Source organism: Streptococcus sanguinis, assembly GCF_020729765.1.
In the GTDB taxonomy this organism is placed as follows: domain Bacteria; phylum Bacillota; class Bacilli; order Lactobacillales; family Streptococcaceae; genus Streptococcus; species Streptococcus sanguinis_Q.
The window spans coordinates 74,647-98,913 of the sequence record NZ_JAJEPD010000041.1 but is presented as its reverse complement, the minus strand read 5'-3'; the positions used below and the strand labels follow the sequence as shown (position 1 = coordinate 98,913).

Genomic DNA, 24,267 nt, shown 5'->3' with positions numbered 1-24,267 from the left:
CTATAGCATTTACGATAGATTACAAAGAAAAAGCTGAGAAAGGTCAGCTTTTTAACGCTTATAATTGTCTAGTAGTGAAACGCTGTGTTTGGCTAGAAAGAGCATTCCTGATGGCACCGAAAGCTAGCTCAGTCGCCAGAGCCTGTAATTCTAAATGATCCATAAAGTGAATTATCCTCCTTTAAGCTAGACCCATTATAGCACAGTTAGGTATAAAAAGATAGGGATACCAAATCCTTATTTTACAAAAAGAAAAAAGAGGTTCATGAAAAACCTCTTGATGATTTATTTTTCTACTCGCACACCCTCAGTATCCACCTGAAGCCGGAAGATTTGTCCCTTGAAATTCTGTTTTTGCAGAAGCTGATAAATCTTCTCTGTCTTGTGCTTAGGCGATAAGACCATAACAGTCGGTCCCGCTCCTGAGATATAGGTTGCATAAGAGCCATTTTTTCTGGCTAAGAACTTAATATCTGAAAATTCCTTGATCAAAGGCTGACGGTATTTTTCGTGGAACAAATCTGACTCGATAGCCCGACCAGCGATTTTCATATCACCTTTTAAAAGAGCAGCAATCGCAACATTGGCAATGGAGCTGGCCGCAACAGCTTCCTTATAAGAAAGCCGATTTGGTAAGACTTGGCGGCTCTCGACTGTCCGAAGCTCATAGTCTGGGATATAGGCGATGAAGTCTGCGTCCGGAAAGTCCGCTACCACAGCAGACACCTGATTTCTAGATGAACTAGATACGACCAAATTACCATAAATAGCCGGCGCAACATTGTCAGGATGTCCTTCAATCTTGGTAGCGATTTTCAGTTTCTGATAATCCGACAAATTAAGATGAGCCAGCTGGTTGGCCAATTCAATCCCAGCCACAATGACCGAACTAGAAGACCCAAGTCCACGAGCTAATGGAATGTCACTGGTCATTTTCAAACGGCGTGGCTGAATATCTGGAGCCAACTGCAGGGCAATCTTAACCAGTAAATTGCGTCGGTCCTTAGGAATTCTAGGATTGAGGTCATGCTCAATCACCCACTCCTGACTTTCTTCCAAGACTTCAATTTCCAGATATTTTGAGAGGGCTACCCCAACAGAGTCAAAGCCAGGACCGATATTGGCACTGGTCGCTGGTACAATAATTTTCATCTTAATCTCCTAATACTTTGAAGGTATTGAGCAAGTCAAACTCAGCAACTTCTTTGAGCTTAGCAGTGACATTTTCCAGCTGTGTCTTGCTGACAGCATGGGTAATAATCACCACGCGAGCCTTCTCACCATCTGTACCTTCCTGCAGAATCTGCTTAAAGGAAATATCCTCAGCATTGAAAATCTCAGCCAAATGCAGAACTTGACCTTTAGAGTCAGGCGTCAAGATAGAGAAGTAATAGCTGCTCTTCACATCTTCTGGCTTAGCTAGCACAAGCTCACGGCTGAATTCATTAAAGGCCTTGCCAACTGTTCCATCATTCAAACGGCGGCTGATGCGGACAATATCTGCCACAACACTAGTTGCGGTTGGTTTTTGACCTGCTCCTGGTCCGTAGTACATGGATTCTCCGATGCCGATGGATTCGACAAAGACGGCGTTCATTACCCCATTGACACTAGCCAAAGGATGCGCTTTAGGCAAAAATGTTGGAGCTACTTCTGCTGCAATACCTGATGCTGTTTCTTCAATAGAACCAACCAGCTTGACTACATAGCCCAAATCTTGAGCAACAGCCACATCTTCTGGTGTGATATTTCGAATTCCCTGATGTCCCACATCTTCAAACTTAACATTCATACCAAAAGCGAACTGACTAAGAATGACCATCTTGTAAGCCGCATCAATGCCATCTACGTCATTGGTTGGGTCGCTTTCAGCAAAACCAAGACGCTGTGCTTCAGCAAGAGCATCTTCATAAGACCAACCCTCTTCCACCATCTTGGTCATCATAAAGTTAGAGGTTCCATTGACGACACCCAAGATACGGGTAATTTTGTCAGAAGCCAATGAATTAACCAAGGTACGGAGGATTGGAATTCCACCGGCAACAGCTGCTTCATAATAGAGAGCTACATTTTGCTTTTGAGCAATTTCCAGCAAATCTGCTCCGTGAACAGCCAGCAAGTCCTTATTAGCTGTTACCACATGTTTGCCAGCTTCAAGAGCACGAGTGATGAACGTTTTCGCTGGCTCGATTCGTCCCATCAATTCTACAACGATGGTAATTTCAGAATCCTTCAGAATTTCTTCAACATTTGTGACAAAGTTAAAGTCATTTCCAGCTGCTAAAAGACGATCTTTTTCGGCATCGTCCTTGACCAAGACTTTAGCAACCTCAATCTCTGAATGAGCCGCTTGAACGATTTTTTCTCCATTTTCTTTCAGCAAAAAAGGCACACCGCTTGCCACTGTTCCAAAACCAAGTAAAGCTATTTTAATAGACATGAAGCACTCCTTGAAAATTTCTTGTATAAAAAATATTATAACAAAATTATATAAAAATGCCTACAAAACTACTTCTTTATTTGTTATAATAGATGTAAATTTCCGCAAGGAATTGTAATTTTTTTTAAAAAGGAGATATTATGACAGGAAAACACAGAGGAAATCGCATGCAGCAACGCAAAGCTAGAAAAAGAGCTATTTTGCTTTCTCTGACAAGTTTATTACTTTTTCTCGTCCTGATTGTTGGTGGCTTTTCTTTACTAGCTCAGCTGCAAAACTCGCACAATCAAAAAGAAGCTAATAATGTGTCAACGAACCAGGTCAATACTTCATCTAAAACTTCGTCAGCACCGACTCGGGAAAAAAAGACAACTTCGGATGACAACAGTAAAGACAAAGTCAAATGGGTCAAGCAAGACCAGCCAGTTCAAGTCCCTATCTTGATGTATCATGCCATTCACGTCATGGACCCATCAGAAGCAGCTAATGCTGGTTTGATTGTAGATCCAGCTACATTTGAAAGCCATCTGAAAGCCTTGAAAGACGCAGGCTACTATCCACTAACACCGGCAGAAGCATACAAGGTACTGACGGAGAATGTCTTGCCAGAAAATAAAAAAGTCGTCTGGCTGACCTTCGATGATAGTTTAAGGGATTTCTATACTAATGCCTTTCCACTTCTCCAGAAATATGACATGAAAGCAACCAATAATGTCATTACTGGATTTGTTCAAGCGGGTCGTGAAGATATGCTGACGCTAGACGAGATAAAGGAAATGAAGGACAAAGGCATGTCCTTTGAAGATCACACCGTCAACCATCCCGACCTCTCAGCAACGACAGAAGACCAACAAAAAATTGAGTTAAAAGATTCTAAGTCTTACTTAGATAAAGAATTGTCTCAAACCACAACCACCGTTGCCTATCCATCTGGACGATACAGCGATGCAACCTTGCAGATTGCTGAAAGCCTTGGCTACAAGATGGGACTGACAACCAATAACGGTCTAGCCTCCCTATCCAATGGCTTGCTCACACTCAACCGAGTACGCGTTAATCCAACCACCACTGCAGAAGACCTGCTAAATGAAATCGCAACAAACTAATCTTAAAAAGCTTGCTTCACCTGAAGCAGGCTTTTTCTATTCCTATGATTATAGTTCTTTCAAACACCAAAAAACACCAGCTCCACAGAACTGGTGTAAAGGTTTATTTAGACTTGATATAGTTGATACCATCCGCTTTCGGAGCAACAGCTTTACCAAAGAATGCCGCAAGGACTACAATCGTCAAGACGTATGGCGCAATCTGCAGATAAACCGTTGGAACACTTGAAAGCAAAGGCAACTGGTTCCCGATAACCGCCAAACTTTGGGAAGCTCCAAAGAAGAGACTCGCCAACATGGCACCAATAGGACTCCATTTACCAAAAATCATAGCTGCCAAGGCGATAAATCCTGGACCTACAATAGTTGTCACAGCAAAGTTAACAGAGATAGACTGAGCATAAATAGCTCCACCAATACCACCGAGCAGACCAGAGATCATGACACCGCAATAACGCATGAGGTAAACATTGATCCCCAAGGTATCTGCCGCCTGCGGATGCTCCCCGACTGAGCGAAGACGCAGTCCGAATTTTGTCTTAAACATGACAAACCAAGCAAGGAAAGAGAAAGCAATGGCAAGATAACCAACCAAGCTTGTATGCTTGAAGAAAATGTCTCCCAAGACTGGAATATCAGACAGGACAGGGAAATTAAACTTCCCGAATGAACGCTGAATATTATCCGTTTGTCCCTTGTTATAAATAGCTTTAACAAGGAAAATCGCCAAGGCTGGCGCCAGCAAGTTCAGCACTGTACCACTCACAACGTGGTCCGCACGGAAAGTAATAGTTGCCACAGCATGGATAAGAGAGAAGACAACACCAACTAAACCAGCAGCAATCAATGAAAGCCACGGAGTCGCACTACCAAAACTCTTCTCGAAAGTCAGGTTAAAGAGAACGCCTGTAAAAGCTCCCATAACCATGATTCCTTCCAAGCCGACATTAACCACACCAGCGTGCTCAGAGTAAGCCCCGCCAATACTTGTGAAAATCAAGGGAGCCGCATAAATCAGCATAGATGATACTAATAAACTTAATACCGTTACAATATTCATCCTAGTTTCCCTCCTTCACTTTTTTAGCTTCTTGGCGACGATTTTTAAGGAAATCAAAGATTGTCATACCTGTCATACGCTCAATCAGATAGTGGGCGCTGACAAAGAAGATAATAGAAGCTGTTACGATGTTTACAAGTTCTGTTGGAATCTGAGCCACGTTCATACCTGGAGCACCCACACTCAGGACCGCAAATAGGAAGGCTGCAAAGAGAATTCCAATTGGAGAATTGGCTGCCAAAAGACTTACCGCCATACCATTGAAACCAACACTCAGGGAACTTCCTTGAACAAAGACATTCTGATAAGTCCCAAGTCCTTCTACTACTCCTCCAAGTCCTGCAAGAGCACCTGAAATAATCATAGATACGATAATAGTACGCTTAGATGACATCCCTGCATATTCAGATGCATTTGGATTAAGCCCTACAGCACGAATTTCAAAACCAAGTGTTGTTTTCTTAAGCAAATACCAAATAACCACTACTGCAATCAAGGCAAAGAAGATACCGATATTCATACGAGAGTTAGATGTAAGACTTCTCAACCACTCTGTTTGATAAATCGCATTTGCACTGACACGTTTACTAGAGTCAACACTCTGCATCACAGATTCTGGGAAACTATGAATAAGGGCATTTCCAACAAAAAGAACAATATAGTTCATCATAATGGTTACGATGACTTCACTCGTTCCCAGATAAGCACGCAGAATTCCTGGAATAGATCCGATAATACCACCAGCTACTGCTGCAATGACTACAGTCGCCAATAACATCAGTGGACGAGGTAAATTTGGGAAGGAAAGTGCAAACCAGCCAGCCATAATCCAGCCAGCTAAGGCTTGACCAGGAAGTCCAACATTAAAGAATCCAGCACGGCTAGCTACAGCAAAGCCCAAACCAATGAGAATCAGAGGTCCCATCGCACGAGAAATCTCACCCAAACTTCTCAAAGAACCAAAAGCTGTTTTAAAGAGGGATTCATACCCCCAGATAGCATCATAACCAAAGATGGCCATGACAACCGCTCCCAATAAAATCCCTAGAAGAACTGAGATTAAAGGAACTGCAATCTGTTGTGTTTTTTTAGACATTTGAAGCTCCCTTCTGAATCTTACCACCAGCCATGAGAATACCAAGCTCTTGCTTATTAGTTTCCTCTGGAGTTACAATTCCCTGAATCTTACCATCGTGGATAACGGCGATTCTATCAGAAACATTGAGGATTTCGTCTAGCTCAAAGCTAACAACTAGGACAGCCTTGCCTTGAGTCCGTGCTTCAATCAAACGTTTATGAATGTATTCAATAGCTCCCACGTCAAGTCCGCGAGTTGGCTGACTGACAATCAGAAGATCTGGATCACGGTCCACTTCCCGAGCAATGATAGCTTTCTGTTGGTTTCCTCCTGAAAGAGCTGAAGCAGGTACATATTCACTAGCCGCCCGAACATCAAATTCATCCATCAACTTGCGTGCGTAAGAATAAATGTTACCGTAGTTCAAGATTCCATTTTTACTGAGCGGTTCTTTATAGTAAGTCTGCAGAGCAATATTTTCAGAAATGGACATTGCCAGGACCAAACCATCACGGTGACGGTCTTCAGGAACATGGCTGACTTTCATTTCAGTTATCTGCCGCGGCTGCTTACCAATAATAGACTGGTTCTTAATTGTAATCTCGCCAGAGCTAGCCTTTCTAAGACCTGTAATAGCCTGAATCAGCTCAGTTTGACCATTGCCATCAATCCCAGCAATACCAACAATCTCACCAGCACGGACATCAAGAGAAAGGCCCTTAACAGCCGGAACACCACGGTTTTCTTCAACAACAAGATCTTTAATTGATAAGACAGTTTCTTGAGGATTAGCAGGCTCTTTCGCAGTCTTGAAGGAAACAGCACGTCCCACCATCATTTCGGCCAAATCTTGGTTAGTTGCACCAGCGATTTCAACTGTTTCAATGGATTTTCCGCGGCGAATAACCGTTACGCGGTCAGAAACTGCCCGAATCTCATCCAACTTGTGAGTAATAAGAATGATAGACTTTCCTTCTTTGACGAGATTCTTCATGATTTTCATCAATTCATCAATCTCAGCTGGCGTCAGAACGGCTGTCGGCTCGTCAAAGATGAGAATGTCCGCCCCACGATAAAGTGTTTTCAGAATCTCAACCCGCTGCTGAGCGCCGACAGAGATATCTTCAACCTTAGCAGATGGATCAACTGCCAAGCCGTATTTCTCAGACAGTTCCTTAATTTCTTTAGTGGCACTTTTCAAGTCCAACACACCATTTTTGGTGATTTCACTTCCAAGGATGATATTTTCAGCGACAGTAAATGCTTCAACAAGCATAAAGTGCTGGTGCACCATCCCGATACCAATTGAGGCCGCCTTTGATGGAGAATCCAGTTTAACTGACTTTCCATTCACTACAATCTCACCGCTGGTCGGCTCAAGCAGGCCAGCCAGCATATTCATCAAGGTTGACTTGCCGGCACCATTTTCTCCCAAAAGAGCGTGAATTTCACCTTTTCTGAGTTCCAAATTGATTTTATCATTGGCTACAAATTCACCAAAAATCTTGGTAATTTCTCGCATTTCAATGACATTTCCATGTGTCATGGCTCTTTCCTTTCCAGAATTTCATTTTATTTCAATAAAATTTACTAGCACAGCCAGTGCTAATAAATTCTATTGACACAAAGGCGTCTCAATTTCAAAAAGAAGCGACCCTACACGGTCGGATCGCTCTTAAATTGTTTTATTTGTCAGGAACAGTGATGCTGCCGTCAAGGATTTTTGCTTTCGCTTCTTCAACGGCTTTTTTCGCATCTTCTGACAGGTTTGTAGTTGTCAAGTCAACTCCACCGTCTTTCAGACCGAAGGTTGTAGTTTTACCGCCTGGGAATTTACCTTTAGCAGTTTGGTTAGCAATGTCTTGGACAGTCTTACCAACTTGTTTCAAGCTTGATGCCAAAACAAAGTTAGATTCTTTACCATCTTTAGACTTGTATTTACCTTCTTCAGTTTGATCACGGTCAACACCGAGTACCCAAACTTTTTCATCTTCATTTCTTGTTTCGTTGATTGACTTAGCTTCGTTAAATACTCCAGCACCAGTTCCACCAGCAACTTGGTAAACCACGTCTGCACCTGCAGCATATTGAGCAGCAGCAATTGTTTTACCTTTAGCAGCATCACCAAATGAGCCAGCATAGTCTACTTGAATCTTGATAGACGGGTCAACTGATTTCACGCCAGCTTCGAAACCTTTTTCAAAACGTGTGATAACAGCGCCTTCTATACCACCTATAAAACCAACTTGTTTTGTCTTAGTAGTTTTTGCAGCAGCAACACCAGCAAGGTAAGCAGCTTCATTGTCAGCAAAAATAGCTGAAGCAACATTCTCTTTTCCTTCGATAACATCATCAACAATAACATAATTGATGTCTGTGTTATCTTGGGCAGCAGATTCAACCGCATCACGAAGGGCAAATCCGATACCATATACTAAATTATAACCATCCGTAGCAGCTTGGTTTAGGTTATTAGCATATTGAGACTCATCATTAGACTGATAGTAAGTAAAACCATTATCTTTAGAAAGACCGTTTTCTTTACCCCAAGCTTGCAAACCTTCCCATGCAGACTGGTTAAATGACTTATCATCAACACCGCCAGTATCAGTTACGATAGCAGCCTTCAAATCAGTTTTCGCGTTTGAAGAATCTGAGCGAGAAGCACGGTTTCCACATGCAGCAAGTCCGAATGCTGCGACAGTTACTAGACCAAGACCTAGCCATTGTTTTTTGTTCATTTCTGAACCTCCTAAATAAGATGTGCAACACAGTTGCAAGTTTGAGTTTGGTCAGATGACCGATAACAGACTTATGTTAAATCTGTAAAAGAATATGGAAGTAATTCCTTGACCGTCATCACGACCGTCGATTTATCTTTAGCGACCAAGGTCACTTTTAGATCCTCAGAAAAAAATTCTGCCATTACCTGGCGGCAGGCACCACAAGGTGATATGGGTTTTTCCGTCTCACCATAGACAATCAGCTCCTCGAAGTCTAAAGCTCCTTCTGAAACCGCCTTAAATATAGCTGTCCGCTCTCCGCAGTTGGTCAGACCAAAACTGGCATTTTCAACATTAACGCCGGTAAATACCCGTCCGTCTTTAGCGACTAAAACCGCTCCGATAGGGAAATGAGAATAGGGAACATAAGCATTTTTGCTTGCTTGGACAGCCAAGTCAATCAACTCAGTAGTCGCCACTAGCTTCTTCTCCCTTCATAATCGCCACTCCGGCCGAAGTTCCGATACGAGTCGCACCTGCTTCAATAAAGGCCAGCGCGTCTTCATAAGAACGAGCACCGCCAGAAGCCTTGACGCCCATGTCAGGACCAACCGTTTTTCTCATGAGGGCGACATCTTCAACTGTCGCACCGCCAGTTGAAAACCCTGTAGAGATCTTAACAAAATCAGCTCCAGCTTTCTGAGCCAGTTGGCAGGCCTTAACCTTCTCCTCATCTGTCAGCAGGCAAGTTTCCAGAATTACCTTGACCAAGGTACCGTTAGCAGCTTCTACAACCGAACGGATGTCTCGCTCTACCAAATCGTAATTTTTAGACTTCAGAGCGCCGACATTGATGACCATATCCACTTCGCCCGCACCCTTTTGGATTGCGTCCTTGGTTTCAAAAGCTTTCACATCGGAAGCGTTGGCTCCTAAAGGAAAACCAATTGGCACACAAACCTTGACATCTGAGCCTTTTAGCTGCTCCGCAGCAAACTCTATCCAGGTTGGATTGACACAGATACTGGCAAAATCATAAACTTTTGCTTCTTCAATTAACTTCAGAATTTGCTCTTCTGACGCTTCTGGTTTTAAAAGCGTATGGTCTATGTATTTGTTTAATTTCATGTTGGCTTCTCCTAGAATTAAGCAATAACCTCAATAATTTCGCTTACTGCAACGCTTTCATCACCTATTTTAACATTTTTTTGAAAATCTGTAACTAGTTCTTGAGAAATTTTTTCATTTGAATAAATTTTTGCGAAAACTTCTCCAATTTCGACCTTGTCTCCGACTTTCTTTTCGAAAACAATTCCAGTTTCATAATCCAAGTCGTCAGATTTAACTGCCCGTCCTGCTCCAAGTCTCATGGCAAAGAGTCCGAATTCCATAGCAGGCAGTTCAGTGATATAACCTGCCTGTTCTGCTTTCACATCTACAATATGAGCTGCACTTGATGGACGATAGAGGTCTTCCAAGTCACCAACTTGAGCTACAACCATAGCTTCAAATTTCTTCAAAGCAGCACCGTTGGTCAGCTGTTCTCTTACTTCTTCCACCGTTTTCTCAACATCTGCCAGTCCGAGCATAATCTGAGCCAACTCACAGATGAAAGTTGTGATGTCTTCACGACCCCTGCCCTGCAAGATATCCAAAGCTTCTAAGATTTCCAGACGATTGCCAATGCTGGTTCCCAAAGGCTGACTCATATCTGTCAGAACAGCTACTGTTTTTCTGCCGACAGCCTTGCCCAAATCTACCATAGTACGTGCTAGTACACGAGCGTCATCAATATTTTTCATAAAGGCGCCTTCACCGACCGTCACATCCAGAAGGATACTGTCTGCACCAGCAGCAATTTTCTTACTCATGACAGAGCTCGCTATCAGCGGAATGGTATCAACAGTTGCTGTTACATCTCGCAAGGCATAGAGTAACTTATCCGCTAGCACCAACTGATCAGACTGACCGATAACGGACAAGCCGATTTCCTGCACCTGCTTGATAAAGTCTTCCTGACTGCGCTCTACCTGAAATCCTTTAATGGATTCCAATTTATCAATGGTTCCTCCAGTATGGCCCAGCCCGCGGCCGCTCATTTTAGCAACGGGAACACCGAAGCTAGCCACCAAAGGAACCAAGACCAGAGTTACTTTATCACCAACTCCGCCAGTAGAATGTTTATCTACTTTTATTCCCGCGATTTCTGACAAGTCAAACTGTTCACCAGTTCCAACCATGGTCATGGTTAAATCTGAAATTTCCCGAGTCGTCATGCCTTTAAAATAGACAGCCATCGCAAAGGCTGCCATCTGATAGTCTGGCACAGTCCCATCCACATAGCCCTCAATCAGCCACTGGATTTCCTGACTGGTCAGCTCAAGACCATCTCTTTTCTTTTGGATAATATCTACAGCACGCATCCTATTTTTCGCTCCTTAGTATATAGTAGCCTTTGTCTTTCTTAACAATCTCACAATTACCGAAGACAGCTTCCATCTTCGACTTGGCACTGGGTGCTCCCTGCTTTTTCTGAATCACAAGGGTCAAATCACCGCCTTCTATCAAATGCTCATAGCTTCCGCTGATGACTTCGTGCACGACTTGCTTACCAGCACGAATAGGCGGATTACTGATAATATGGTCGAAAATGCCACTGACCTTTTCATAAACATTTGACTGGAAGATATGAGCAGATACCTGATTCCTCTCAGCATTCTTCTGAGCCAAGTCCAAGGCCCGCTGGTTGATATCTACCATGGTCGCAGCCACTCCGTACGCTTTGGCTAAGGTCAAACCTAATGGGCCATAGCCACAGCCAACATCCAGCACCCGTTCTTCAGCTTCAAAGTCTAAGACAGACAAAAGAACCCGACTGCCATAATCAATCATCTTTTTACTGAAGACACCAGCATCTGTCAAAAAAGTTAGCCGCTGTCCTAACAGTTCTACATTTAATTCATGAATATCATGTTTGGCATCAGGATTTTCTGCAAAATACATTTTAGTCATACAACCATTTTATCATAATTTTCCTAGATTTGTAAATCGTTTTCATTTCTCCTAAAAGTATGTTATACTAAAGTCCATCATACAGGAGTAACTTATGACTAACGAATTTCTTCATTTTGAAAAAATCAGCCGCCATACATGGCAAAACCTGCACCGCAAAACAACTCCGCCTCTGACCCAGGCCGAGCTTAATTCTATCAAGAGTTTCAATGACAAAATTAGCCTGCAGGACGTGACGGACATTTACCTCCCCTTGACCAATCTCATTCAGATTTATAAACGTTCTAAGGAAGACTTGGCTTTTTCCAAGGGGATTTTTCTACAAAAAGAGAGCCGGAAACAGCCCTTTATCATCGGAGTTTCTGGCAGTGTGGCTGTTGGAAAATCCACCACTAGCCGTTTGCTGCAGATTCTACTTTCTCGAACCTTTTCAAATGCGACAGTCGAACTAGTTACCACAGACGGTTTTCTATTTCCCAATCAAATTTTAGAAGCTAATGGCATTTTAAACCGCAAGGGTTTCCCAGAAAGCTATAATATGGAGCTGCTTCTTTCCTTTCTAGACAGCATTAAAAACGGTCAGGATTTCCAAATTCCAGTCTACTCGCATGAGACTTACGATATCGTCCCTCAGGAAATGCAAGAGGTAAAGGCTGCTGACTTTGTTATCGTCGAAGGCATCAATGTTTTCCAGAATCCTCAGAACGAGCGCCTATATATGACAGACTTTTTTGACTTTTCAATTTATGTCGATGCAGAAGTCGAAAATATTGAAAACTGGTATCTAGATCGCTTTAAAAAAATGCTGACGTTGGCTGAAAACGACCCAAAAAACTACTACCACCGCTTCACCACGCAATCAGAAGAGGAAGTAGTAACCTTCGCCCATAATGTATGGAAAAACATTAACCTTGTCAACCTGCTAGACTACATTGAGCCAACCCGCAATCGGGCAGAAATTATCCTGCATAAAGCTGGAAATCATGAAATTGATGAAATTTACTTAAAAAAATAAAAAAGCTTGTCAAATCCTAACTTTTCATATATAATTAGATAGTTAGTATTTTCAATGGAGGTGAAACAACTTGGCAAACATTAAATCAGCTATCAAACGCGCTGAATTGAACGTGAAACATAACGAAAAAAACTCAGCTCAAAAGTCAGCTATGCGTACTGCAATCAAAGCATTTGAAGCAAACCCATCTGAAGAACTTTTCCGTGCTGCTAGCTCAGCTATCGATAAAGCAGAAACAAAAGGTTTGATCCACAAAAACAAAGCAAGCCGCGATAAAGCACGCCTTTCAGCTAAACTTGCTAAATAATGCATACAAAGGGAGCTCTCAGGAGCTTTTTTTGTTTCTCACTCAAAGGAGAAAGAGATGAAAATAGCAATTATTGGTTATTCCGGTTCTGGCAAATCCACTTTAGCAGCACAACTGTCCCACCACTACTCCATTCCCAAACTTCACATGGATACATTGCAGTTCCAACCTGGTTGGAAGGATAGTGACCATGATTGGATGAGTGAACAGATGGATAATTTTTTATCAAAAAATACCGACTGGATTATTGATGGCAACTACTCTTGGTGTTTTTACGAACGTCGGATGGCAGAAGCCGACCAAATCATCTATCTCAACTTCTCTCGCTGGAACTGCCTCTATCGAGCTTTCAAACGCTATCTAAAATACCGCAATCGGACCAGAGAAAGCATGGCTCCAGGCTGCCCCGAAAAGTTTGACTGGGAGTTTATCTGCTGGGTTCTTTGGAAAGGACGACGTCAAACAGCACTGACAAGATATAAGAGAATCCGTCAAACCTTTCCTCAGAAATTCTACGAATTAAGGAACCAAAAAGAACTAACCGACTTCTTACAGAAGCTAAAAACAAGTGAGCCGTTGTGACTCACTTGTTTTTATTTGATTTTCTTTTTCTGTGGGAAAAGAGGCAGGCCTAAAGAAGCTATTTTTTCAGCTGGAACCTTCATGCCGTCCTTAATCCACTTGGAAAGAACGGAAACAACTGCTGAACTCCAGAAGGAATTCATGTAAGAGTTAGTCGTTTTCTTAGCATTGCGATTGCGCTTTTCCAAAAAGTCAAACACGGCCTGAGTCAGCAGCTTTTCAAAATTATAGTCAATGGCTAGACTGATAACCCGAGCTTCTTTCTTGGCTTCCTTAAAAAGAAAAAGCCAAATCTGGTACATCTCCGTTTTAAAGTTAAACTCTTCCAATTTATCCGTAATACCTTGAACAGTGTTTTTAAAAATCTCTTCCAGAATCTGCTCTTTAGAGCTATAATTGCGGTAAAATGCAGCGCGGGAAACCCCTGCTCGCTCAACCAGCTCTGAAATCGTAATTTTTTTGAGTTCTTTCTTCTCCAGCAGCTGCATGAGAGAAATTTCCAGAGACTCTCTCGTGATTTGATTGGATTCCTGATTGTATTTCTTTAAATTCGCGAGTGATTTTTCCGATATTTTCTTTTCCGACATAACAATTTCTTCCCTCTTGTCTCAGCTGACAGTTTCCGCTTTCTAGTAAGCATCCTTCATGTTATAATTTTAAAAAAAGACAGGTTTTTTGTCAATTTTTTTATTGTACATACTTGACAAAAAAGGAGAAAAATATGACTTGGAAAATTATAGCTGACTCTGGCTGTGACTTTCGTGAAATGGCAAACTTGGCTAAAGATACCCAGTTTGAAAGTGTTCCCTTAACCATTCAAGTGGAAAATGAGATTTTTGTAGATGATAAGCAGCTTGATATTGACCTGATGATGGAGAAGATGTATGCTTCTTCTGCTGCTTCAAAGTCTGCCTGCCCTAGTCCAGATGACTATCTCAAAAGCTTTGAGGGAGCTGACAAGATCTTTGTGGTGACTATCACTGGAACTCTATCTGGCAGCAATAATAGTGCACAGGTTGCTAAGAAAATCTTTTTGGAAGAACATCCTGATGCCCAGATTTATGTCATTGATAGTCTTTCTGCTGGCGGAGAGGTGGACTTGCTTGTGACTAAACTCAATGAACTCATCCAGCAAGATCTCAGCTTTGATGAAGTTGTTGAAGTCATTAGTCGCTATCAGGAGAAAACCAAGCTTCTCTTCGTTTTGGCAAAGGTAGATAACTTGGTCAAAAACGGCCGACTTAGCAAACTTCTGGGAACCGTTGTCGGCTTGCTTAATATACGTATGGTCGGTGAAGCTAGCCAGACTGGCACGCTAGAGCTTCTGCAAAAGGCACGCGGTCCGAAAAAAGCACTTGCTTCTGCAATTGAAGAGTTACTCAAAGCCGGTTACAAGGGTGGCCGACTCATCATCGCTCATCGCAATAACGAAAAGTTCTGCCAGCAATTTAGTCAGCTGATACAAGAAAAGTATCCCCAATCTCAAATCGAAACGGTTCCAACTTCAGGACTCTGCAGCTTCTACGCTGAGGAAGGCGGAATTTTAATGGGCTACGAAATTTAATACAAGTATCTAAAAAAGTAAAGGATTAGGCTAAGATAATTGACCTAATCCTTTACTTTTTCGATTTAATTCGCTATAATTGAAACAAGTAAAGGAGTTGATATTATGGCCAGAGGAAGAGGCGCCGCAAGCCCCCAAGATAAAGAAGCAAGTCTTCTCATTTCTAAAAAGCTCAAAGAACTTCTCAAGGAAACAGGTAAAAAACAAGTCGAGCTATCTCGTGAAACAGGCATTCCTGCTAGTACGCTGACTGGCTATATCAAAGGGACATCTCTGCCTATCGCAGCCAATCTAGAAAAGATTGCAAGATTTTTTGAGGTAGAGGTCGAAGAAATCGACCCTCGTTACCGACTAATTGCAGATATCCCTCAACAATTTCCCGATTTAAATCGTATTTATCAGCAACTTGACCAAAACAGACAGGAGCAAGGATTAAAGCTACTGGAAGCTAGCCTGACTGAGCAAGAAACACAAGCCAGCTTAAAGGATGACTACTTCCCCTACTTGGTCTATGAGAATTACTATCTCTCTCAGCATAAGCCTGAACAAGCTGATTTAGTCTGGCTGGACAGAGAAATTGACTACGATATTGCCCTTTGGGTACGAACTGACTCGTTAGAGCCCAAATATCCAAGAGATTCCGTAGCGCTAATCGAGCAGACTCATTTCGAGCTTGCCGGCGCTATCTATGCTATCGACTATGACGGCCAAACCATTATAAAAAGGGTCTTCAACGATCCATCCGGTATTCGTCTAATTTCCCTTAATAAAAAATACAGTGATAAGTTTATCCCGCATGAGGAAGAACCTAAACTAATCGGTCGAGTTATGGCGACTTTCATGCCACTGGATGTAGAAAAAATAAAGAAAAACAAATAACAGTTCTGCAAATGTACAGAGCTGTTATTTTGATGATTTTCAGTCAAAAAATCAGAAAGTCTTTCGACTTCCTGATGCTTGTTTAATAAAATACTGCTAAATCTTCATTCAGCTTCTTCATGTAGTGTTTGTGGACTATGTAAGACAGCACAGCTAAGCCTGCTAAAACTAGAGCGACTATCATATAAATTACCAGAGGCGCAAGAACATTGGATATAAAGAAGAGAAGAGTAATGACAATCAACATTCCTAAAATCAGGGCGATAGCTAGAAGAGTTTTCACCATACTGTTATCTCGGCTCATCAATTCTGTGACATTGGACCAATTGGTCACGAGATGCTTGTAGTCTCGGTAGTACCCCCAAGAACTCCACATTAGGCTAATTAAGGCCCAAACAATCACCATGCCCAAGAAAGTCACTGGATGCATACCGGAAATAAGGCTAGTTATCAAAAGCAAGGTCAGAGGCAGGATAGACTGGACGGCAAAGAGCTGCCAAAACTTCAGACGAATATATTGCTTCAAATCAAAGGGGAGAACCTTGAGATAATCAAAATTTTCCCTTTCCAGAGAAATCCCAATAGCCGTAAGGTTGCTGCCGCCTGAGTTTAGCGTTGCAATCAAAACAGCCAGAGCCATCATTGGCAAGAGGAAACGTGGTCCCAGATAAGAAGTCAAAGACAGGCCACCTTGTATCATGCCCATTCCCATACTGAAAATGACAATGTAAGGGAGAAAGGCCGACATAAAGATAGCTTGCATAATGACAGAACCCTCGCTCAAGAGCCTGATATTGTAATGCCAGACAAACTTTTTGAGATTTTTTGCTTCCGCAATATTGATGTCATGCACGCGCTCCCGCTTTCCTACTGAAGAGCCCGTCATGAGAGCTGCCTCATAAAATTCTGGAATCACCTTGGTCTTTACGATGAAAAATAGAAGAGCCGCAACTGCCACCCATCCCAAAAATCCCAGCAAGGACGCTGTATGAAAAGGATGAAGAATAAAATCATAAAAGGCTTGAACTGGCGGGAAGAAGGCTTTAACCTCTGTACGATTTACAACGCTTCTGCTGTTCATTTGATTAATCATAAAATAGAGGAAAAAGGATCCGACGGAAACAAGAGCCAGAATGACATTGGACAAGATGGTCTTGTACTTTCTGAAAAAGGCTGTCTTGGTAATAAAGTGGACGGCAATCAAAATCAGAAAGGTGATAACTGAACTTAAAATCAGAATGGCAAGCAGAGCCAAGGGAAGCCCAAAGAAAGGATTGCCACCTTGAAAAGCCAAAACCAAGAAATAACTGAACATAGGCAAAATGGCAATCAGCAAGGTCAGAATAACCGAAATGCTTTTGCCGACGATGATTTCTGCTTCACTAAAAGCGTAGGGGCGATAAGACTGCAAGTCCTTGCTTTCATAAAAGACATTGTAAAAAACCAGAAAGCCCTGAGACATAGAAAAGAGAGCAAAAGCAGAAACCAAATTGGCAAAGAGACCTGGATTGCCAACCAGTTGGTTCAGGGAGCCCATAAAACCGAAAAGAATGAGATAGACCAGTCCTAAGATCAGATACATGCGGATAGCCTTCAGCGATACATTGACCTTGCGCTCAGGATTCTTAGCTTGCATCTTGCGGTACTGCTGCAGCTGAGACGGCTGAATGGCGTAGAGGATGTTGATATCAACGAGTTTTTTTATAGCTTTAATGCGCATCAGGACTCACCTCTTCTCTACGGCCTGCCAGACCAAGATAAATGGTTTCAAGAGACTGTTCTGGATGTTGGCCTTTTAGTTCTTCAATCGTTCCGTAGAAAATCAATTTCCCTTTTTTGAGAATGGCCACCTTATCACAGAGCTGCTCTGCCACTTCCAAGACATGTGTTGAAAAGAGAACAGTATTTCCTTTATCTGCATGCTGGCGCATCATCTGCTTGAGGTCAAAAGCTGCCTGCGGATCAAGACCCGTCAGCGGCTCATCCAGCACCCAAATATCCGGGTCAGACAAAAGCGCTGCTATGACGAAGACTTTTTGTCTCATACCGTGAGAGAATGAATCAATAACCTCATACCGATGAGAACCAAAGTCAAAAATATGTAGCAGATTTCCCAGTCGCTCTTCGACTTCAGCATTCGTCATATCATAAGAAGTCGCTACCAATTCCCAGAACTCATTGGCAGTTAGCCGCAAAAATAAATCTGGTGAATCAGCTACATAGCCGATTTTTTTCTTGATTACCAAGCGATTAGCTGATAATTCTTTCCCATCCACAAAAATCTGTCCACTGCTTGGATTGATGACGCTGACCAATGACTTAATGGTAGTAGATTTTCCGGCGCCATTGTGACCAATCAGCCCGACGATTTCTCCACTTTGCAAGGTCAGATTCAGCTGATTGAGAGCTACCGTTCCTTCATAAACTTTAGTGACATCTTTAAATTCAATCATAAGAGAGCTCCTTTACCGATTTCTATACAGATTAGTATACTCTTTTTGCGGCTTTTTGTCTCGTCTCTGCCTAACGACTGCTACAAGATAAAGCTAAAAGCAGCTGAACTTCATCTAACTATGAAATTCCAGCTGCTTTTTTAAACAGAACGACTACGGTTGTTTGTATTTCTTTGCTAAACTAGATAAGCCTAGTGTGCTGACCAGCAGAGTCAGGCCAAGATGTAGGATTCCCTTATCTGAATTGCTGCCAGTTTCAGGTAAGGCAGCTAGAGCTTGCTGCTTGCTTATCTTCTGAACTTTTCCTACTGCCCGATCATAATGTTCTGCATAGTGAACCGCCAACTGAACTGACGGAACTTCTCCGCCTTCCTCGCTATCTAAGATATACTCAGGAACTTCTAAAATTGCTGGTGCGACTAATTTTGCACCAATAATCTCTGGTAGAGCTGCATAAGCTGTATCAAGAGCATTCGGTATATAGTTTGCCTTTTGCAAACGACTAGCTTCCAAAGTAGGTATTAGCGCACTGATGGAGTCCGTCTTGAAAGTTACTTCATATTGACGATCAATCGTGAGGTCGCTTGGGTCGTACGTGTTGAAAACAAGAGCCAGCTTATGACCTTTTTTCACCGTATAGAGATTAGGCTGCAAATAGACTGTATAGTCTTGGAATTGACCAATTTGAGGATCAATACTATTTTGCGAGCTAGACGGTGTATAGCCCGATTCTGGATTAGCCAGATTGACCCATCCTTTTGCAATGACTTTGTATTTGGTTTTGATAGTCGCAAAATTTTTGATATCCATATTGTTGAGATTGCTGCCCATCCAAAAGCCGTCTTTCTGACTTTCATCACTGGCTGCGCCGTTTCCAACCACATCAAACTCTTGGTCTGATACATCTACTAGGAGGGCATTGACCTGCAGATTACTGCCGCCCCACTTTGCCAGAGCTGCCTTGAAATGGACTGGGATATGTCCTTTAATGGTCATATCCTCTTTGACATCTGTCATAAAGGTCAAATTAGCTTTAGAAGAAGCTTTGCTAACCGCTTCATCACGCTTGCTGGTATCAATTCCCGCTCCCGCGTAGTCACTGGAAATCGTTTCTTCTAAGCGCTTGGACTGAGCTGTCAGAATCAAGCGATTACTGCTTTTCCAATCATCATAACTGGTCCATTTATTTGGATCATAGTTATTTTGCGCTAAAACAGCTGGAAGTTTGCTGACATCATTTTCTACATCATAGAGGTAATGAGAGAACCAGGTATTGAGTAAGTCATAAAAATCTTGCTTGTTAGCTGTAATACCAAAGCCTCTAGATACGGCAGCTGGATTGATATGATTTCCTTGGTGAAGATAAAGTTTCACATCTTGACCGGCTTTTTTTAGCGCATCATACATGAGCTCAAAGTGTTTGGTTTTGACATTGTCATCATTCAAACCATGAACTAGCAGGGCACTGGTCTTTATCTTTTCTGGATGTAGCGTGTAATCCCGCTCCTGCCATACCGGACTATAGTTACGGCCGTGCGCATTCTGGTCCTTATTTAACTGATTAATGTAGTCAGCATACTTGTTACTAATAGCAGACCAGTCTTTTTGATCCAGCAACCGTGTAGCGACATAGAGCGACAGCCAAGATAAATCACTGTAGGGCGGATTGGTGTAAGCCGACCCTTGACTATTGAAATAATCATACCAGCTGGCAATTCCAGCTGCTGGAACAATGGTTTTCAAGCCTTCAACGCCAGTCGTTGCCACACCGAAAGTTGTCGTACCAGCCCAAGACAGACCAGTCATGCCGACCTTGCCATTAGCCCAGTCGGCCTTGATTTCGATATTGTTAGTTCTGTCTGTGTAGGCCGTTCGTTTACCATTGATCCATTCGACAATATTTTTAAATGCTTCAATTTCTAAATCAGAGCCAGTTGTATTAAAACCTTCAGAACCTTTGGTTCCTAGACCAGCGCTAGAAACAAAGGCATAGCCCCGGACGAGGAAATAATCATACCAGTTCAAGTTTTCATAGTCATAAATCCCCTCATATGGACTGTAGTAATACCAAGCCGATGACATTGCTCTTTTTGCTGCATCAATACTGCTCATGCTAGAAACTGGCTGGCGCTTAGCTGGCTGATTGCGCAGGCTCTTCATGTCATAAGAACCGTTTGTCGGCAGATTGAGACTTTCTAGCGTCACATGGTCTTCGTCCAAGGTTCCAGCGACATAGGGACGAGCTTCCAAGATTGTCGCAGCCTTATAATCACCCTTAGCAGCTGCTTTAGGAAGCTGCACAATAGCCTTGACTAAATCTCGCTTACCGTCACCATCCGTATCGTAGTCAGTCTCTACATAGACTGAGAAACGAACAATCTCACTGCCTTCATAAGTATACTCCTCATATCTGTCTTCACCACTACTATATGGAAAAATTGGCTGTGAACGTCCATTCAAAAAGAGGGGCTCTTTCTTTTCGGAGCGATAAGCATCATGCAGTCGCTTGGCAACCGAATACATAGATTGCAGATTAGCACCCTGGACACTGGCTGTCAAATCAGCCTCTTTTTCAATCATCCCCAAACTCTTTGCTAGATTTGCTCTATCCTCGGCACTGCTCCCCAACTGAGAATCACTGACTGCTGCCCACTTGAGCAATTCATCTACAGCCTCCTGCAGGGTTATTTCCTTATCTGAGAGTGAAGGATTTGAAAGACCGCCGGTATAGGCAGATAAATCTTGACCTTTCACAGCAGTTGAGGCAGCGGAAGGTGCTGAGCTGACATCTTTAGCCAAAGCAACAAGCTCCTGCTCCTGCGCTGGGCTAAGACTAGGTACCGTTCCCTCAGCTGCAAGCGGTGGCTTGTCTTGCTTTTCCTGCACCGAATCTTCTGAAGAAGTCTGATTTGAAGTTTCTACTGTCGTTGACTCTTGGTCCTTGGAGCCAGTTTCAGAAGCCTTTGCAACTGTTTCTGTCTTGAGATTGTCCGTGCGCTCGCTGCTAGCTTGAGTCGCCTCATCCGCCTGAACAGCTTGCGCCAATACCAAAGGTGCAAGTAACAAACTTGGTAGGAGTAATGTAACTAGTCTTTTCTTTCTCATAAAGACACCTTTCTTTAGATAAAGTCTTTTATAATAAGTCCATTATACTATGTAAGCGCTTTTATTTCAATCTATTCTATCTTTTATCTATGAAAGATGTCAAAATATCTATAGAAGCAGAAAGACGCAAACGATTGCGCCTTTCTGCTTCTTTTGGTACAATAAAGCCAATCAGTGAGAATGAAGAGGAAAATTTATATGGAAAACCAAACCTTAATGCAGTATTTTGAATGGTATCTGCCAGATGACGGTCAGCATTGGAATCGATTAGCGGAAGATGCACCAAACTTAGCAGCGAAAGGAATTCGCAAGGTCTGGATGCCGCCAGCTTTCAAAGGAACGGGCTCTAATGACGTCGGCTATGGTGTATACGACCTTTTTGATTTGGGTGAATTTGATCAAAAAGGGACCGTCCGCACCAAGTATGGATTGAAAGAAGAATACCTCCGAGCGATTGAAGCACTTAGCCAGAACGGTATCGAAGCTATTGCTGATGTGGTTCTCAATCACAAGGCCGCAGCAGACTATAAAGAGCGCTTTACCGTTGTTGAAGTTGATCCTAACGACCGCACAAAGGTCTTGTCAGAACCTTTCGAAATCAAAGGCTGGACTAAGTTTGTCTTCCCGGGCCGCAAAAAAGCCTATAATGACTTCGAATGGCACTGGTACCACTTCACCGGCACTGACTATGATGCCAAAAACAACAAGTCTGGCATTTTCCTCATTCAAGGGGACAATAAAGGTTGGGCAGATGATGAGTTAGTAGACAATGAGAACGGCAACTACGACTATCTGATGTATGCGGATATTGATTTCAAACATCCCGAAGTCATCCAAAATCTCTACGACTGGGCTCATTGGTTCATTGAAAGCACTGGTGTACATGGCTTTCGCTTAGATGCTGTCAAGCACATCGATTCTTTCTTTATGAAAAATTTCATCCGCGATATTACTGAAAAATACGGTGAAGATTTCTATGTTTTTGGGGAATTTTGGAATAGCGACGAAAAGGCCAATAATGATTATCTAGAAAATATTGACTACCGCTTTGACCTAGTCGATGTTAAACTTCATCATAATTTATTTGATGCCAGCAAATCTAGAGCAGACTATGACTTGCGAACTATTTTTGACCAAACACTAGCGAAAAATCACCCCGAATCGGCTGTAACCTTTGTAGACAATCACGATACTCAGAGAGGTCAGGCTCTGGAGTCTACAGTTGAAGAATGGTTCAAGCCTGCGGCCTATGCTCTCATACTTCTAAGAGAAGCTGGGTTACCATGTGTCTTTTATGGAGACTACTATGGCATTAGCGGAGAATTTGCTCAAGAAAGTTTTCAGGATGTGCTAGATAAACTCCTAGACATCCGCCTCAATCTTGCCTATGGTGAGCAGACCGACTACTTTGACGATGCCAACTGTATTGGCTGGACCCGCCAAGGTAAGGACGATGGTCAGCCAATCGCTGTCCTTATCAGTAATGACCAAGCAACCAGCAAATCCATGCTTGTCGGTCCAGAATGGGCTGGCAGAGAATTTAGCGACTATCTAGGCAACAGCTCCCAAATCGTAATCATTGACGACCAAGGCTGGGGAGAATTTCCTGTGGAGAAAAAATCAGTTAGTGTCTGGAGTGTTAGGTAATCAATTTTCTTACATATAACAAACTAAAAACCGATTCGCAGTACACTGACGAATCGGTTTTTAAGTTTCTAGCCTTTGAGATAGCTGAGGAAGAGCTCCTGTTTTCTATAGAATTGACATTACATAAAAATCCCCGCCAATAAGATAGAATGAAGTTCACTTACTCCACCAAGCCACTCCTTAGATATGCATCCACCATACGCTCTGTCGCGACAACTGAATCAATATGGGTACGTTCATAAGAGTGGCTGGATTCGATGCCGGCACCTAGCAGAGCATGCTTGACTTCTGCTCCTGCGCTCATAGCTGCAGAGGCGTCTGATCCGTAAAATGGATAGATGTCCAGTTTGTAAGGAATGTCCTGCTCCTTAGCCAAATTTACCAAATGCTGGCGGAAGCCGTAGTGATAAGGTCCTGAAGCATCCTTGACACAGATGGAAACCGTATACTCATCTGTCTGCTGGTCGTCACCCATAGCCCCCATATCAACCGCCAGATACTCCACTGCTTGCTCCGGCAGGCTGGAATTAGCCCCGTGCCCAACCTCTTCAAAGACACTGAAAGCAAAATGAGTCGTCACCGGCAGCTGAATATTTTCCTCTTTATAAACTCGCAAAAGATTGAGCAAAATAGCTGCGCTGACCTTGTCATCCAAAAAGCGAGACTTGATAAAGCCTGACTCGGTAACTGTGGTACGAGGATCAAAGGAAATAAAATCACCGACTTCGATTCCTAAATCCCGCGTTTCTTTCTCATTTCTCACCTTTTCATCCAAACGAACTTCCATATTGTCCTGAGTACGTTCAACCGTCCCAGCATCTTTATAGACATGGCAGGAAGTCTGGTGAACTAAGATAGTCCCACTGATAGTCTTACCACTGCTAGCCACGTGGACTAGGCAGTTTTCTCCTTCAATCATGTTCCAAGGGAAACCGCCAATCCGATCCAGCTTGAGACGACCATCTGGCTTAACCGCCCGAACAATAGCCCCCAGTGTATCCACATGGGCAGTCACTACCCGATGCTGGGCATCATTTTCACCCTTAACCACAACATGAACGCCGCCTTTATTGGTCCGGACAGGCTCATAGCCCATTTTCCCCAGCGTTTTCACCAGATAATCTGCCACCTCAGCCGTAAAGCCTGTTGGGGAAGGAATAGCCGTTAATTCTTGTAAATATTGAACAGTTTGATTCATGAATGTCTCCTCATCGTTTTTCTTTATTATAGCACAAAGAAAGCCTGAGCAAATAGATTTTCAGCAGGCTTTTAATGATTAAATGCAAGAAAAACTCC

The 24,267-nt window shown here is 42.7% G+C and carries 22 protein-coding genes; 7 read left to right on the top strand and 15 right to left on the bottom strand.

Features of this window, described 5'->3' with window-relative positions:
* Positions 1-285: 285 nt before the first annotated feature.
* Together thrB and K4H96_RS05545 are read right to left on the bottom strand one after the other, a co-directional pair.
* A complete protein-coding gene (thrB, locus tag K4H96_RS05550) occupies positions 286-1,152 on the bottom strand; it encodes a homoserine kinase (protein WP_002909872.1) in 867 nt (288 codons plus the stop codon).
* 1 nt (position 1,153) lies between these two features.
* A complete protein-coding gene (locus K4H96_RS05545; protein WP_223336795.1) occupies positions 1,154-2,440 on the bottom strand; it encodes a homoserine dehydrogenase in 1,287 nt (428 codons plus the stop codon).
* Positions 2,441-2,580: 140 nt separating this feature from the next.
* On the opposite strand from K4H96_RS05545, the gene K4H96_RS05540 reads away from it, so the two are divergent.
* Positions 2,581-3,546, top strand: a complete 966-nt coding sequence (locus tag K4H96_RS05540; RefSeq protein WP_223336794.1) for a polysaccharide deacetylase family protein — start codon at positions 2,581-2,583, stop codon at positions 3,544-3,546.
* 103 nt (positions 3,547-3,649) lie between these two features.
* On the opposite strand, the gene K4H96_RS05535 is transcribed toward K4H96_RS05540, so the two are convergent.
* The 8 genes from K4H96_RS05535 to K4H96_RS05500 all read right to left on the bottom strand — a co-directional run bounded on the left by K4H96_RS05535 (position 3,650) and on the right by K4H96_RS05500 (position 11,419).
* Positions 3,650-4,606, bottom strand: a complete 957-nt coding sequence (locus K4H96_RS05535) for an ABC transporter permease (protein WP_002897685.1) — start codon at positions 4,604-4,606, stop codon at positions 3,650-3,652.
* Position 4,607: 1 nt separating this feature from the next.
* Positions 4,608-5,702, bottom strand: a complete 1,095-nt coding sequence (locus K4H96_RS05530) for an ABC transporter permease (protein ID WP_223312829.1) — start codon at positions 5,700-5,702, stop codon at positions 4,608-4,610.
* Positions 5,695-7,230 carry an ABC transporter ATP-binding protein gene (locus tag K4H96_RS05525; RefSeq protein WP_223336793.1) on the bottom strand — a complete coding sequence of 512 codons (1,536 nt, stop codon included), beginning with the start codon at positions 7,228-7,230 and terminating at the stop codon, positions 5,695-5,697. The genes K4H96_RS05530 and K4H96_RS05525 overlap by 8 nt, the downstream gene beginning before the upstream one ends.
* Before the next feature lie 139 nt (positions 7,231-7,369).
* Positions 7,370-8,425 (bottom strand): BMP family lipoprotein, encoded by a 1,056-nt coding sequence (locus K4H96_RS05520; RefSeq protein ID WP_002897688.1) that lies wholly within the window; start codon positions 8,423-8,425, stop codon positions 7,370-7,372.
* A 71-nt stretch (positions 8,426-8,496) separates the two neighbouring features.
* Positions 8,497-8,886: a cytidine deaminase gene (locus tag K4H96_RS05515; protein WP_002897690.1), complete on the bottom strand. Its 390-nt coding sequence runs from the start codon at positions 8,884-8,886 to the stop codon at positions 8,497-8,499.
* The gene (deoC, locus tag K4H96_RS05510) at positions 8,873-9,535 is read right to left on the bottom strand and encodes a deoxyribose-phosphate aldolase (protein ID WP_223336792.1); all 663 of its coding nucleotides are present in this window, start codon (positions 9,533-9,535) and stop codon (positions 8,873-8,875) included. The genes K4H96_RS05515 and deoC overlap by 14 nt, the downstream gene beginning before the upstream one ends.
* A gap of 17 nt (positions 9,536-9,552) precedes the next feature.
* Positions 9,553-10,830 (bottom strand): pyrimidine-nucleoside phosphorylase, encoded by a 1,278-nt coding sequence (locus K4H96_RS05505; RefSeq protein ID WP_223336791.1) that lies wholly within the window; start codon positions 10,828-10,830, stop codon positions 9,553-9,555.
* Position 10,831: 1 nt separating this feature from the next.
* Complete coding sequence (locus K4H96_RS05500) at positions 10,832-11,419, bottom strand: class I SAM-dependent methyltransferase (RefSeq protein ID WP_223336790.1); 588 nt, start codon at positions 11,417-11,419, stop codon at positions 10,832-10,834.
* A 94-nt stretch (positions 11,420-11,513) separates the two neighbouring features.
* Between K4H96_RS05500 and coaA the strand changes: the two genes are divergently transcribed.
* From coaA to K4H96_RS05485, 3 genes are all read left to right on the top strand, one after another.
* The gene (gene coaA, locus K4H96_RS05495; RefSeq protein ID WP_002924963.1) at positions 11,514-12,434 is read left to right on the top strand and encodes a type I pantothenate kinase; all 921 of its coding nucleotides are present in this window, start codon (positions 11,514-11,516) and stop codon (positions 12,432-12,434) included.
* A gap of 70 nt (positions 12,435-12,504) precedes the next feature.
* The gene (rpsT, locus tag K4H96_RS05490; protein ID WP_002895661.1) at positions 12,505-12,741 is read left to right on the top strand and encodes a 30S ribosomal protein S20; all 237 of its coding nucleotides are present in this window, start codon (positions 12,505-12,507) and stop codon (positions 12,739-12,741) included.
* A 57-nt stretch (positions 12,742-12,798) separates the two neighbouring features.
* Complete coding sequence (locus tag K4H96_RS05485) at positions 12,799-13,323, top strand: DNA topology modulation protein (protein ID WP_061591860.1); 525 nt, start codon at positions 12,799-12,801, stop codon at positions 13,321-13,323.
* Between the two features lie 11 nt (positions 13,324-13,334).
* Here the strand turns inward: K4H96_RS05485 and K4H96_RS05480 are convergent, their stop codons facing one another.
* Positions 13,335-13,910, bottom strand: coding sequence for a TetR/AcrR family transcriptional regulator (locus K4H96_RS05480; protein WP_002895666.1), 576 nt, complete (start codon positions 13,908-13,910; stop codon positions 13,335-13,337).
* A gap of 134 nt (positions 13,911-14,044) precedes the next feature.
* Here K4H96_RS05480 and K4H96_RS05475 point away from each other — a divergent pair, with 134 nt between their 5' ends.
* Entirely contained in the window at positions 14,045-14,887 is an 843-nt protein-coding gene (locus K4H96_RS05475; RefSeq protein WP_223336789.1) for a DegV family protein, read from the top strand.
* A 105-nt stretch (positions 14,888-14,992) separates the two neighbouring features.
* Positions 14,993-15,766, top strand: a complete 774-nt coding sequence (locus tag K4H96_RS05470; RefSeq protein ID WP_223336788.1) for an XRE family transcriptional regulator — start codon at positions 14,993-14,995, stop codon at positions 15,764-15,766.
* An 82-nt stretch (positions 15,767-15,848) separates the two neighbouring features.
* Here K4H96_RS05470 and K4H96_RS05465 read toward each other — a convergent pair whose 3' ends face one another.
* From K4H96_RS05465 to K4H96_RS05455, 3 genes are all read right to left on the bottom strand, one after another.
* Positions 15,849-17,486, bottom strand: coding sequence for a hypothetical protein (locus tag K4H96_RS05465; protein ID WP_223336787.1), 1,638 nt, complete (start codon positions 17,484-17,486; stop codon positions 15,849-15,851).
* Positions 17,476-18,219, bottom strand: a complete 744-nt coding sequence (locus tag K4H96_RS05460; RefSeq protein WP_061592877.1) for an ABC transporter ATP-binding protein — start codon at positions 18,217-18,219, stop codon at positions 17,476-17,478. The genes K4H96_RS05465 and K4H96_RS05460 overlap by 11 nt, the downstream gene beginning before the upstream one ends.
* A gap of 153 nt (positions 18,220-18,372) precedes the next feature.
* A complete protein-coding gene (locus tag K4H96_RS05455; RefSeq protein ID WP_223336786.1) occupies positions 18,373-21,324 on the bottom strand; it encodes a CocE/NonD family hydrolase in 2,952 nt (983 codons plus the stop codon).
* 180 nt (positions 21,325-21,504) lie between these two features.
* Between K4H96_RS05455 and K4H96_RS05450 the strand changes: the two genes are divergently transcribed.
* Positions 21,505-22,971, top strand: coding sequence for an alpha-amylase (locus K4H96_RS05450; protein WP_223331330.1), 1,467 nt, complete (start codon positions 21,505-21,507; stop codon positions 22,969-22,971).
* Between the two features lie 160 nt (positions 22,972-23,131).
* Here K4H96_RS05450 and K4H96_RS05445 read toward each other — a convergent pair whose 3' ends face one another.
* On the bottom strand, positions 23,132-24,169 hold the full coding sequence (locus K4H96_RS05445) for a M42 family metallopeptidase (protein WP_223336785.1): 1,038 nt from the start codon (positions 24,167-24,169) through the stop codon (positions 23,132-23,134).
* Positions 24,170-24,267 lie beyond the last annotated feature (98 nt).

Bases quoted from the DNA above. Each gene is read 5' to 3' on its own strand.
- K4H96_RS05470 (WP_223336788.1), top strand. From the start codon at position 14,993: ATGGCCAGAGGAAGAGGCGCCGCAAGCCCCCAAGATAAAGAAGCAAGT.
- K4H96_RS05525 (WP_223336793.1), bottom strand. From the start codon at position 7,230: ATGACACATGGAAATGTCATTGAAATGCGAGAAATTACCAAGATTTTT.
- K4H96_RS05445 (WP_223336785.1), bottom strand. From the start codon at position 24,169: ATGAATCAAACTGTTCAATATTTACAAGAATTAACGGCTATTCCTTCC.
- K4H96_RS05535 (WP_002897685.1), bottom strand. From the start codon at position 4,606: ATGAATATTGTAACGGTATTAAGTTTATTAGTATCATCTATGCTGATT.
- K4H96_RS05520 (WP_002897688.1), bottom strand. From the start codon at position 8,425: ATGAACAAAAAACAATGGCTAGGTCTTGGTCTAGTAACTGTCGCAGCA.
- deoC (WP_223336792.1), bottom strand. From the start codon at position 9,535: ATGAAATTAAACAAATACATAGACCATACGCTTTTAAAACCAGAAGCG.
- K4H96_RS05540 (WP_223336794.1), top strand. From the start codon at position 2,581: ATGACAGGAAAACACAGAGGAAATCGCATGCAGCAACGCAAAGCTAGA.
- K4H96_RS05500 (WP_223336790.1), bottom strand. From the start codon at position 11,419: ATGACTAAAATGTATTTTGCAGAAAATCCTGATGCCAAACATGATATT.
- K4H96_RS05530 (WP_223312829.1), bottom strand. From the start codon at position 5,702: ATGTCTAAAAAAACACAACAGATTGCAGTTCCTTTAATCTCAGTTCTT.
- K4H96_RS05450 (WP_223331330.1), top strand. From the start codon at position 21,505: ATGAAGAGGAAAATTTATATGGAAAACCAAACCTTAATGCAGTATTTT.
- thrB (WP_002909872.1), bottom strand. From the start codon at position 1,152: ATGAAAATTATTGTACCAGCGACCAGTGCCAATATCGGTCCTGGCTTT.
- K4H96_RS05455 (WP_223336786.1), bottom strand. From the start codon at position 21,324: ATGAGAAAGAAAAGACTAGTTACATTACTCCTACCAAGTTTGTTACTT.
- K4H96_RS05460 (WP_061592877.1), bottom strand. From the start codon at position 18,219: ATGATTGAATTTAAAGATGTCACTAAAGTTTATGAAGGAACGGTAGCT.
- K4H96_RS05505 (WP_223336791.1), bottom strand. From the start codon at position 10,830: ATGCGTGCTGTAGATATTATCCAAAAGAAAAGAGATGGTCTTGAGCTG.
- K4H96_RS05475 (WP_223336789.1), top strand. From the start codon at position 14,045: ATGACTTGGAAAATTATAGCTGACTCTGGCTGTGACTTTCGTGAAATG.
- K4H96_RS05480 (WP_002895666.1), bottom strand. From the start codon at position 13,910: ATGTCGGAAAAGAAAATATCGGAAAAATCACTCGCGAATTTAAAGAAA.
- K4H96_RS05465 (WP_223336787.1), bottom strand. From the start codon at position 17,486: ATGCGCATTAAAGCTATAAAAAAACTCGTTGATATCAACATCCTCTAC.
- K4H96_RS05545 (WP_223336795.1), bottom strand. From the start codon at position 2,440: ATGTCTATTAAAATAGCTTTACTTGGTTTTGGAACAGTGGCAAGCGGT.
- K4H96_RS05485 (WP_061591860.1), top strand. From the start codon at position 12,799: ATGAAAATAGCAATTATTGGTTATTCCGGTTCTGGCAAATCCACTTTA.
- coaA (WP_002924963.1), top strand. From the start codon at position 11,514: ATGACTAACGAATTTCTTCATTTTGAAAAAATCAGCCGCCATACATGG.